Source organism: Actinomadura fibrosa, from assembly GCF_900659615.1.
Taxonomy (GTDB): domain Bacteria; phylum Actinomycetota; class Actinomycetes; order Streptosporangiales; family Streptosporangiaceae; genus Spirillospora; species Spirillospora fibrosa.
The window spans coordinates 25,205-35,594 of the sequence record NZ_CAACUY010000079.1 but is presented as its reverse complement, the minus strand read 5'-3'; the positions used below and the strand labels follow the sequence as shown (position 1 = coordinate 35,594).

Annotated in this window: 11 protein-coding genes; 7 read left to right on the top strand and 4 right to left on the bottom strand. The window is 72.3% G+C overall.

Features of this window, described 5'->3' with window-relative positions:
• Window positions 1-282, bottom strand: a 282-nt coding sequence (locus tag E1300_RS24985) for a hypothetical protein (RefSeq protein ID WP_131759498.1), incomplete at its 3' end; no start/stop codon positions are given.
• Window positions 283-565: 283 nt separating this feature from the next.
• Here E1300_RS24985 and E1300_RS24980 point away from each other — a divergent pair.
• Window positions 566-1,165, top strand: a complete 600-nt coding sequence (locus tag E1300_RS24980; RefSeq protein ID WP_131759497.1) for a dihydrofolate reductase family protein — start codon at window positions 566-568, stop codon at window positions 1,163-1,165.
• Here E1300_RS24980 and E1300_RS24975 read toward each other — a convergent pair.
• The 3 genes from E1300_RS24975 to E1300_RS24965 all read right to left on the bottom strand — a co-directional run bounded on the left by E1300_RS24975 (window position 1,155) and on the right by E1300_RS24965 (window position 3,104).
• Window positions 1,155-1,610, bottom strand: a complete 456-nt coding sequence (locus E1300_RS24975; protein WP_131759496.1) for a protein-tyrosine phosphatase family protein — start codon at window positions 1,608-1,610, stop codon at window positions 1,155-1,157. The genes E1300_RS24980 and E1300_RS24975 overlap by 11 nt on opposite strands.
• A complete protein-coding gene (locus E1300_RS24970) occupies window positions 1,607-2,215 on the bottom strand; it encodes a CGNR zinc finger domain-containing protein (protein WP_131759495.1) in 609 nt (202 codons plus the stop codon). The genes E1300_RS24975 and E1300_RS24970 overlap by 4 nt, the downstream gene beginning before the upstream one ends.
• Window positions 2,216-2,291: 76 nt before the next feature.
• Window positions 2,292-3,104, bottom strand: a complete 813-nt coding sequence (locus tag E1300_RS24965; protein ID WP_207399939.1) for a crotonase/enoyl-CoA hydratase family protein — start codon at window positions 3,102-3,104, stop codon at window positions 2,292-2,294.
• 154 nt (window positions 3,105-3,258) lie between these two features.
• On the opposite strand from E1300_RS24965, the gene E1300_RS24960 reads away from it, so the two are divergent.
• From E1300_RS24960 to E1300_RS24935, 6 genes are all read left to right on the top strand, one after another.
• On the top strand, window positions 3,259-4,824 hold the full coding sequence (locus E1300_RS24960) for an acyl-CoA synthetase (protein WP_131759493.1): 1,566 nt from the start codon (window positions 3,259-3,261) through the stop codon (window positions 4,822-4,824).
• A complete protein-coding gene (locus tag E1300_RS24955) occupies window positions 4,814-5,743 on the top strand; it encodes a Zn-ribbon domain-containing OB-fold protein (protein WP_131759492.1) in 930 nt (309 codons plus the stop codon). Before E1300_RS24960 ends, E1300_RS24955 begins: the two co-directional genes overlap by 11 nt.
• 43 nt (window positions 5,744-5,786) lie before the next feature.
• The gene (locus tag E1300_RS24950; RefSeq protein WP_131759491.1) at window positions 5,787-6,830 is read left to right on the top strand and encodes a thiolase family protein; all 1,044 of its coding nucleotides are present in this window, start codon (window positions 5,787-5,789) and stop codon (window positions 6,828-6,830) included.
• The gene (locus E1300_RS24945; protein WP_131759490.1) at window positions 6,823-7,980 is read left to right on the top strand and encodes a thiolase family protein; all 1,158 of its coding nucleotides are present in this window, start codon (window positions 6,823-6,825) and stop codon (window positions 7,978-7,980) included. Before E1300_RS24950 ends, E1300_RS24945 begins: the two co-directional genes overlap by 8 nt.
• Window positions 7,981-7,999: 19 nt before the next feature.
• Window positions 8,000-9,577 carry an acyl-CoA synthetase gene (locus E1300_RS24940; RefSeq protein WP_131759489.1) on the top strand — a complete coding sequence of 526 codons (1,578 nt, stop codon included), beginning with the start codon at window positions 8,000-8,002 and terminating at the stop codon, window positions 9,575-9,577.
• Window positions 9,578-9,901: 324 nt separating this feature from the next.
• A complete protein-coding gene (locus E1300_RS24935) occupies window positions 9,902-10,372 on the top strand; it encodes a MarR family winged helix-turn-helix transcriptional regulator (protein ID WP_207399938.1) in 471 nt (156 codons plus the stop codon).
• The last annotated feature ends 18 nt before the right edge of the window (window positions 10,373-10,390 follow it).

The following is a 10,390-nucleotide window of genomic DNA, read 5'->3' as shown; positions in this document are numbered from 1 at the left end:
CCCGCCGCCCCACGGCGCCTCCCGGATCTGCCGGCACTGGAGCGACAGCAGGGTCGCGAGCAGGACGGCGGCCTGGACGTCCGCAGGCCGCGCGGCGGTCGCGCGCCGCAGCCACGCCTCGGCCTCGGACCCGCCGTCCAGCCACGTGGTCTGGAGCAGCAGGTGCCCGAGGTCCCTGGCCGCCTCCGGGTCGTCCTCCGCCGCCTGCTCCAGGGCGGTGACGAGGTCGTGGGGCTGCTCGGCGTCGATCGGCTCGCGTTCGTCTCCGGTGCGGTCCGCCACGGCGGGGTCCCCTCTGGTGGTCCGACGGCGGAATCGGATCATCGCAGAGCCGGACGGCGCGTCAACCGGAACCGGCCGTTCGTCGCCCGGACGCCACGGTCCTCTGGCGGATCGGCTCAGCCGGCGGCCCGTCCGGCGAGGTTCGGACGCGTCCCGCCGCACGCGCGGAAGTTTTTTCTGATTTCTTGCGACGGGATGTCAAGGCGGGCGCGAGGACTCCGACTTCCTGGTGAGCGGCGCCGAGGAGCGCCGGTCGCGAAGGCAGTGAAATGAGGAGGCAGAGATGAGCAAGGTCACCTGTGACATGGCGGTGTCGCTGGACGGTTTCACCGCGGGACCGAACCAGAGCCTGGACAAGCCGTTCGGCGAGGGCGAGGACGGGCGCCTGACCCGGTGGATGACCGAGGAGCCCGAGGCGCACGCCGAGGTGCTGGAGAGCATCACCGCGGCGGGGGCCTTCATCATGGGCCGCAACATGTTCGGCCCCTCGCGCGGCGACTGGGACCTGGAGTGGACCGGCTGGTGGGGCGACGAGCCGCCGTACCACGCGCCCGTGTTCGTCCTCACCCACCACGAGCGCGAGCCGGTGGAGATGAAGGGCGGCACGACGTTCACGTTCGTCACCGAGGGGATCGAGGCGGCGCTCGCGCAGGCGCGGGAGGCGGCGGGCGACGCCGCGGTCGCCATCGCGGGCGGGGCGCACACGGTCAACCAGTACCTGGCGGCCGGGGCGATCGACGAGCTGCGGCTGCACGTCGCGCCGGTCGTCCTCGGTGCGGGGGAGCGGCTGTTCGAGGGCGTCGGGGACGTCGACCTGGAGCCGGTCGGGAAGCCGTGGGGCACCGATCTGGTCACGCACCTGACCTACCGCGTCAACCGCTGATCCCCCCGGCCGGGAAGCGGCGCACCCAGCGGCGCTGCCACGGCGTCTCGACGGCGCGGGGGTGGTGGTGCCGCCGGGCCCAGGCGACGGCGTCCGCGGGGTCCACGCCGGACAGGACGGCGAGGCAGGCGACGACGGTGCCCGTCCGGCCGACCCCGCCGCCGCAGGCGACCTCGACCGCGGCGCCGTCGCGGGCACGGCCGTGCAGGTCGCGGATGTGCCGGACGGCGGCGTCGCGGTCGCGGGGCAGGGCGAAGTCCGGCCAGTCGAGCCACGCGTGCGGCCAGGTCAGCTCGGCGTCGTGGCGGGCGCGGAGGCGACCGGAGCCGAGGTAGAGGCCGAAGTCGGGCAGCGGCCCGTCCGGCAGGGGACGGCGCAGGCCGCGCCCCCGGACCCACGTTCCGTCGGGGAGGCGGATCGCGCCAACCAGGGGCTCGTCGCTCATCGGGCCGCGCTCCCTAGCCGCTGCCGGGCGCGGTGGTTGGCGACGTTGAGGCGGTTGCCGCACAGGCCCTGCGTGCAGTAGCGGCGGCGCCCGCCGCGGCTGGTGTCGGCGAACACCCCGCGGCAGTCCGGCGCGGCGCAGCCGCGGAAGCGCTCGTGGCCCAGCGTCCGGACGACGCCGAGGAGGCCGACGCCGATGAGCGCGGCCAGCTCCTCGGCGAGCGGCGCGCCGGACGCGGTCGGGACGTGCCACTGCCAGCCGCCGTCCCCGCCACCGTCCCCACTGCCGTCGCGGCGCAGCACCGGGGCGAGGCCCGCGCGCCGGATCAGGACGCCCGCGCCCGCGACGGCCTGGTCCGCCGTCTCGGTCTCCAGGATGCCGCGCACCTCGCGGCGGAGGAGCTGCACCTCGAAGAGGTCGTCGGCGGACGGGAGCCGTCCCTCCGGGAGGGCGTCGGGCCGGACGCCGCGGTCGGCGAGGAACGCGGCGAGGGCGTCCGGCCCGGTCAGGGCCTCGCCGGTGGACGAGCGGACGGTCGGCGAGGTGTTGACCAGGTCGGTCCCCACCGCGGCGCCGGCCGCGTACTCGCCGAGAGGGATCTCCACGCGTCACCCCTGGGAAGCGGTAATGGTTATAGCCGAACTATAATCATTACCGAGCGCGGGTGTCGCGTGGACGGGGTCACTCGCCCTTGAAGACGGCGGGCCGCTTCTCCTTGAAGGCGAGCGAGCCCTCCTTGGCGTCCTTCGAGCCGATGACGGGCCAGCCGATCTCGTCGGAGATCTTGAGGGCCTCCTCCTCCGCGAGGTGCTGGGTCTCGCGGTAGGTGCGGAGGATGGCCTGGACGGCGAGCGGGCCGCATTCGGCGATCTGGTCGGCGAGCTCGCGGGCCGCGGCGAGCGCCGTGCCGTCCGGGACGATCTTGTTGATCAGGCCCATGGCAAGGGCCTCCTGCGGGGTCACCGACCGGGCGGTGAGCAGGATGTCCATGGCGGCGGCGTAGCCGATCTGGCGGGGGAGGCGGATGGCGGAGCCGCCCATCGGGAACAGGCCGCGCTTCGCCTCGTAGAGCCCGAGGGTGGCGCTCTCGGCGACGACGCGCAGGTCGGTGCCGACGAGCAGCTCGGTGCCGCCCGCGACGGCGTAGCCCTCGACGGCGCAGATCAGCGGCTTGGTCGGCTGGCCCTCGCGGAGCAGGCCCTTCCAGTGGAAGTTCGTGATCCGGGCCATCCGCGCCTGGAGCTCGGGGTCGTCCGGCCGCTGCCCCATGGCCTTGAGGTCGGCGCCCGCGCAGAAGGTCCCGTCGGCGCCGGTGAGGATGCCGACCCGGACGTCCGGCGTGCCGGACATGTAGGCCCAGGCGTCGGCGAGGCCGACGAGCATCGCCGAGCTGAGCGCGTTGCGGGCCTCGGGGCGGTTCATCGTGACGATGACGACGTGCCCGTCGCGCTCCACCGTGCAGTGCTCGGTGCTGATCGGTAGCCGCTCCGCCATGGGTTCCTCCAGCTCAGATACAAAACAAGAACAGATTCTAGTGAAGGGTCTGCGCTACCGGTAGGGCTTGCCGGACAAAACGAGAACGTGATCTACTTTGGGAGCCGGGCGCCGGCACGTGACGGTGCCCACTGTGATCACAGAGGGGAATCCGATGGGGTCGTTGGGCTTCTGGCGGTTGGCGCAGGCCGATCCCGAGTGGGTCGCCGCCGTCGACCCGGACGGGACGCAGTACACCGCGGGCGACCTCCTGGCCCGCGCCAACCGGCTCGTCCACGGACTTCGCGGGCTGGGCCTGGAGGACGGCGACGGCATCTGCGGCCTCGTCCCGAACGGCGTGGAGGGGCTCGTCCTCTACCTGGCGGCGTTGCAGGCGGGCTGGTACTACACCCCGGTCAACTGGCACCTGACGGGGCCGGAGATCGGGTACATCGTCGCCGACAGCGAGGCCAAGGCGTTCTTCGTCCACGAGCGGTACGGCGCGGAGGGCGCGCGGGCGGCGGAGGAGGCGAACCTCGACCCGCGGCGCCGGTTCGCGTTCGGTGAGGTCGAGGGGTTCCGTCCGTACGGGGAGCTCGTCGAGGGTCAGCCGGACGCGCTGCCCGAGAACCGCAGCAACGGCGCGACCATGCACTACACGTCCGGGACGACCGGGCGGCCGAAGGGCGTGCGGCGCAGGCTCGCCGGGATCGACCCCGACGACAGCGCCGAGCTGATGACGTTCCTGCTGACCCTGTTCGGCATCACCCCGGGGCGGCCCGCCGGGGGCGAGCAGCAGGCGCACCTGATCACCTCGCCGAACTACCACACGGCCGTCACGCAGTTCGGCGGCTCGGCCCTGCACATGGGGCACACGCTCGTCTACACGGACCGGTGGGACGCCGAGGAGTGCCTCAAGCTCATCCAGGAGCACGGGGTCAGCAACACGCACATGGTCCCGACGCACTTCAAGCGGCTGCTGGCGCTGCCGGACGACGTCCGCGCCAAGTACGACGTGTCGTCGATGAAGTGGGCGATCCACGCGGCGGCGCCGTGCCCGGTGCCGATCAAGCAGCGGATGCTCGACTGGTGGGGCGACTGCATCTGGGAGTACTACGCGGCGACCGAGGGCGGCGGGACGATCGCGAGCCCGCAGGACTGGCGGGCGCACCCCGGCACGGTCGGCAAGGCGTGGCCGATCGCCGAGCTGCTCATCGTGGACGACGACGGCGAGCCGGTCCCGATCGGGACGCACGGCACGATCTACATGAAGATGGCCGGGACGGAGTTCGAGTACAAGGGCGACCGGGAGAAGACGGAGAAGAACCGGCTGCGCGGCTTCTTCACCGTCGGGGACGTCGGCTACCTCACCGAGGACGGCTTCCTGTTCCTGTCCGACCGCAAGTCCGACATGATCATCTCGGGCGGCGCGAACATCTATCCCGCCGAGATCGAGAACGAGATCACCCTCCATCCGAAGGTCGCGGACGTCGCCGTGTTCGGGATCCCCGACGACGAGTGGGGCGAGCAGATCAAGGCGGTCGTGGAGCCCGCCGAGGGCGTCGCGCCGGGACCGGAGCTGGCCGCGGAGATCCTCGCGTCGCTGGAGGGGCGCCTCGCGAAGATGAAGTGGCCGAAGTCGATCGACTTCATCGAGACGATGCCGCGCGAGCCCAACGGCAAGCTCCTCAAACGCAAGCTGCGCGACCCGTACTGGAAGGACCGCGACAGTGCGATCTGATCCGAACCACGTCCTGGAGTTCCCCGGCGGGTACACGCGCTCGGTCGGGCCGGTGATCGGCCGGTTCCTGAGCGAGCTGCGCGACGGGAGGCTGGTCGGCGTCCGCACGGCCGGCGGGAGGGTCCTGTTCCCGCCGACCGAGTACGACCCCGACACGGGCGACGACGTGACCGACGAGTACGTCGAGGTCGGCCCCACGGGAACGGTGACGACGTGGTCGTGGGTGGCGCATCCGGCCAAGGAGCACCCGTTCGACCGTCCGTTCGCCTGGGCGCTGATCCGCCCGGACGGCGCCGACACCGCCCTGCTCCACGCGCTCGACCTCGGCGTGTTCGACGAGGGCGCGAAGCCGCCGAAGTCCCTCAAGTCCGGGATGCGGGTGCGGCCGAAGTGGCGGGCGGAGCGCACCGGCGCTATCGGCGACATCGAGTGCTTCCTGCCCGAGGTCACGATGATCAACGCGCCGACGCGGCTGGAGTACGAGCTGCGCGGCGGGCGGGCGCTCGACCGGTTCCTGGAAGGCATCGCGCAGGGGACGATCCTCGGGCACCGCTGCCCGGTGTGCGAGCAGGTGATCGTCCCGATGCGCGGGCTGTGCCCGAAGGACGGCGTGCCGACCACCGAGGAGGTCGAGCTCCCCGACACGGGCACGGTCACGACCTTCGCGGTCAACAACATCCCGGACCCGCGCGCGCCCGAGGTGCCGTTCGTGTCCGGCTACGTCCTGCTGGACGGCGCCGGGGTCACGATGCTGACGCTCATCGCGGGCGTCCCGGCCGCCGAGGTCCGGATGGGCATGCGCGTCAAGGCCGCGTGGCGTCCGCGCGAGGAGTGGGCCAAGAGCATGGCCAACATCAAGTGGTTCGAGCCCGTCGACGAGCCCGACGTCCCCTTCGACGCGATCAAGGACTACCTGTGACGCGCGGGAGAGCGGCCGCGCGCCGCCGAGCGGAGCGAGGCAAATGAGCAGAGACATCGCCGTGGTCGCCTTCGCGCAGACGGAGCACGAGGGCGAGGACGGCGGGCGGCTGGAGGTCGAGATCCTCGCGCCCGTCATCACCGAGATCAAGGAGCGGACGGGCCTGAAGCGGTTCGGGTTCACCTGCTCCGGGTCGTGCGACTACCTCCAGGGCGCGCCGTTCTCGTTCGTGTCCGCGCTGGACGCGGTGGGCGCCTGGCCGCCGATCTCCGAGAGCCACGTGGAGATGGACGGCGCGTGGGCGCTGTACGAGGCGTGGATCAAGATGCAGTGCGGCGAGATCGACACCGCGCTCGTCTACGGCTTCGGCAAGTCGTCCCAGGGCACGCTGCGGACGATCATGACGCAGCACTACGACCCGTACTACCTGGCGCCGCTCGGCGTCGACCAGGTGTCCCTCGCCGCCCTCCAGGCCCGCGCCTACATGGACCGCACGGGCGTGAAGGAGGACGACCTCCGCGCGATCGCGGCCCGGTCCCGCGCGGCCGGGCGCGACAACCCGTTCGCGCTGCACCTCCCGGACCCGGAGGAGGGCGCCGACTACGACGTGGCGCCGCTGCGCCCGCACGACATCGCGCCGATCACCGACGGCGCGGCGGCGATCGTGCTGGCCGCCGGGGACAAGGCCCGCGAGCTGTGCGAGCGGCCCGCCTGGATCCGCGGCATCGACCACCGCGTCGAACCGCACTCGCCGGGCGCCCGGGACCTGACCCGCTCGGAGTCCACGCGGCTCGCGGGGGAGCGGGCGGGCGCGACCGGCATCGAAGTGGCCGAGCTGCACGCGCAGTTCAGCCATGAGGAGCTGATCCTGCGCGAGGCCCTCGGTCTCGGCGACGACGTGCCGGTCAACCCGTCCGGCGGGCCCCTGTCGGCGAACCCGCTCATGGCGGCGGGGCTGATCCGCATCGGGGAGGCGGCGGCGCGCGTCCAGGACGGGACGGCGTCGCGGGCCCTCGCCCACGCGTCGGCCGGTCCGTGCCTCCAGCAGAACCTCGTCTGCGTGCTGTCGGGAGAGAACCATGGGTAACCCCTGCGCGGTCATCGGCGTCGGGCAGACGGCGTACAAGACCAAAAGGCTGGACGTGTCGATCGCCGGGCTGCTGCGCGAGGCGGCCCGGCGGGCCCTCGACGACGCCGGGCTCACCTGGAAGGACATCGACGCCGTCGTGGTCGGCAAGGCGCCCGACCTGTTCGAGGGCGTGATCATGCCGGAGGCGTACCTCGCGGACGCGCTCGGCGCCGCGGGCAAGCCGCTCGTCCGGGTGCACACCGCCGGGTCGGTCGGCGGCTCGACCGCGATCGTCGCGGCGAGCCTCGTCCAGTCGGGCGTGCACGACCGCGTCCTCACGGTGGCGTGGGAGAAGCAGTCGGAGTCGAACGCGACGTGGGCGCTGACCGTGAACTCGCCGTTCACGACATCGCTGGTGGTGGGCGCGGGCGGCTACTTCGCGCCGCACATCCGCGCCTACATGCGGCGGTCCGGCGCGCCCGACCACATCGGCCAGCTCGTCGCGGTGAAGGACCGGCAGAACGCGCTGAAGAACCCGTACGCGCACCTGAAGATCCCCGGCATCTCGCGCGAGATGGTCGAGTCCACGCCGATGCTGTGGGAGCCGATCCGCTACCTGGAGACGTGCCCGTCGTCCGACGGCGCGTGCGCGATGGTCCTCGCGTCCGAGGACGCCGCGAAGGCCGCGCCCGGAAGGCCCGCCTGGGTGCACGGCACCGCGATGCGGTCCGAGCCGATCACGTTCGCCGGACGCGACAGCGTCAGCCCGCAGGCCGGCAAGGACTGCGCGGCGGACGTCTACCGGCAGGCCGGGATCACCGACCCGCGCGCCGAGCTCGACTGCGCCGAGGTGTACGTCCCGTTCTCCTGGTACGAGCCGATGTGGCTGGAGAACCTCGGGTTCTGCGGCGAGGGCGAGGGATGGAAGCTCACCGAGGCCGGCGCGACCGCGCTGGACGGCGACATCCCGTGGAACCCGTCCGGCGGCGTGCTGTCGTCGAACCCGATCGGCGCGTCCGGGATGATCCGGTTCGCCGAGGCGGCGCTCCAGGTGCGCGGACAGGCCGGCGAGCACCAGGTGGACGGCGCGCGGCGCGCCCTCGGCCACGCCTACGGCGGCGGGGCCCAGTTCTACGCGATGTGGGTCGTCGGCAGCGACCGGCCCTGAACTCCCGGAGGGACGTCCGATGGAGTACAACCACGCCGACCTGTTCGAGGGCGTCGCGGACGCGATCGGGGACCGTGTCGCCGTCGTGTGCGGCGACCGGCGCCTCACCTACGCCGAGCTGGACGAGCACGCCAACCGCCTCGCGCACCACCTGGAGTCGGCGGGCGTCCGCCCCGGCGAGCACGTCGCCGTCCAGCTCTACAACGGGATCGAGTACGCGGCGGCGCTGCTGGCCACGCTGAAGATCCGGGCCGTGCCCATCAACGTCAACTACCGGTACGTGGAGGCCGAGCTCCGCTACCTGTACCGGGACTCCGACGCCGTCGCGCTGCTCTACGACGTCGAGTTCGAGGACCGGGTCGCCGCGACCGTCCCCGAGGTGCCGGACCTGCGGCACCTGGTCGCCGTCGGCGGGGCGCCCTCGATCCCCGGGGCCGTCGCCTACGACGACGCGGTCCGGGACGCGCCCGGGACGCGCGGCTTCCCGCCCCGCTCGTCCGACGACGTCTACATCGTCTACACGGGCGGGACGACCGGGATGCCGAAGGGCGTCATGTGGACGACCGAGCAGATGCTGCTGGCGTTCTGGAACCCGACGTTCCCGCGCCCGACCCGTCCGGAGGACGTCGTCGACAACGCGCGCAACGGCGGCCCGCTGGTCATGATGCCGATCGCGCCGCTCATGCACGGCGCCGCGCAGATGGCCACGTGGATCGGCTGGTTCATGGGCGCGACGATCGTCTACACGCGCCGGTTCGAGGCCGCCGACGTGTGGCGGACGATCGAGCGGGAGCGCGTCAACTCGCTGACCGTCACCGGCGACGCCATGGCGATCCCGATGGCGGACGAGCTGGCGGCCGGCGACTACGACACCTCGTCCCTGCTGGCGTTCGTCTCGACGGGCGCGATCCTCAGCGGGACGGTCCGCGACCGCATCCAGGCGCTGCTGCCGAACAGCGTCGTCATGGACCGGTTCGGGTCGACCGAGTCGGGCTCCACAGCCGAGGCGGTCGCCGGGTCGTCACCGGAGAAGGGGCTGCGCTTCGCGCCGGACGTGGAGAACGTCACCGTCCTGGACGACGCGCTCCAGCCGGTCAAGCCCGGTTCCGGCGTAATCGGCCAGGTGGCGCGCACCGGGTACATCGCGCACGGCTACTACAACGACCCGGAGAAGACCGCGAGGACGTTCCCCGAGGTGGACGGGCGCCGATGGCTGCTCACCGGCGACATCGCCACCGTGGAGGAGGACGGGACGATCGCCGTGTTCGGCCGGGGCTCGCAGGCCATCAACACCGGCGGCGAGAAGGTGTTCCCGGAGGAGGTCGAGGCCGTCCTCAAGGGGCATCCGGAGGTGTACGACGCCGTCGTCACCGGCATCCCGGACGAGCGCTGGGGCAACCGCGTCGCCGCCGTCGTCCAGCCGTCGGGCTCCCGCCCGCCGCTGCCCGAGGACCTCGACGCCCACTGCCGCAAGGAGCTGTCGGGCTACAAGGTGCCGCGCGTCTACGCCTTCGTCGAGGAGATGAAGCGCTCGCCGGCCGGCAAGGCCGACTACCGCTGGGCCAAGCAGGTGGCCGAGGAGTCGGACTCCGCCTGACCGCCCGCTGCCTGACCGCCGCCGCCGGACGCCTCGCGAGGCCGGGCGGCGGCGTTCGCGTGAGCGGTCCCGAAAACAGGGCGTTTGGAGGGCCCCGGGTCTTCGTGAGACCCGGGGCCGGAGCGGACCGCTTGTTAGTGGTCCTAACGAAACCCATGTTACGGGCGTCCGATGAGGGGTCGGATCGCCGGACGGTGTCTCGTGCGTCACGGTGAGGCGCCATCGTGGCCTGGTACGACCTGGCGGGAGGCGACTAGACTCCTCCGGGAGTCGCTCTTTATATGAGTCTCTCTATATATGAGATAAATGGAAGGACGGTGGGGCGTGTCGACCCCTGAGCGCGAGCGGATGGCGGCCGAGCTCCGGATGGCGTTGCAGCGCGGCACGATGTTCACGGTGCTGCTGCACCACGCCACCGCGAGCAAGGCGGGCATGAACGTCACCGACGCGCAGTGCGTCAACGCGCTCGTGCTGGACGGCCCGCAGACCCCCGGGCGGCTCGCGCAGCTCATGGGCATCACGACCGGCGGCGCCATCACCGCCGTGATCGACCGGCTGGAGAAGGCGGGATACGTCAAGCGCACCCGCGACCCCGACGACCGGCGGCGCGTCATCGTCGAGCTCGTCCCGGAGGCCGTCGCCCGCTTCGCCCGGTACTTCGAGCCGATCGCGCGCGGCTTCCACGAGCGCCTGGACGGCTGCACCGACGAGCAGGTCGCCTTCCTCCTGGAGTGGACCCGCGGCCAGAACGCCGCGATGCCCGAGATCATCGAGCAGATCCGCGGCCTGCGCTGACCCCGGCCCGCGCGGCCG

Bases quoted from the DNA above. Each gene is read 5' to 3' on its own strand.
- E1300_RS24950 (WP_131759491.1), top strand. From the start codon at position 5,787: ATGAGCAGAGACATCGCCGTGGTCGCCTTCGCGCAGACGGAGCACGAG.
- E1300_RS24965 (WP_207399939.1), bottom strand. From the start codon at position 3,104: ATGGCGGAGCGGCTACCGATCAGCACCGAGCACTGCACGGTGGAGCGC.
- E1300_RS24960 (WP_131759493.1), top strand. From the start codon at position 3,259: ATGGGGTCGTTGGGCTTCTGGCGGTTGGCGCAGGCCGATCCCGAGTGG.
- E1300_RS24940 (WP_131759489.1), top strand. From the start codon at position 8,000: ATGGAGTACAACCACGCCGACCTGTTCGAGGGCGTCGCGGACGCGATC.
- E1300_RS24945 (WP_131759490.1), top strand. From the start codon at position 6,823: ATGGGTAACCCCTGCGCGGTCATCGGCGTCGGGCAGACGGCGTACAAG.
- E1300_RS24980 (WP_131759497.1), top strand. From the start codon at position 566: ATGAGCAAGGTCACCTGTGACATGGCGGTGTCGCTGGACGGTTTCACC.
- E1300_RS24975 (WP_131759496.1), bottom strand. From the start codon at position 1,610: ATGAGCGACGAGCCCCTGGTTGGCGCGATCCGCCTCCCCGACGGAACG.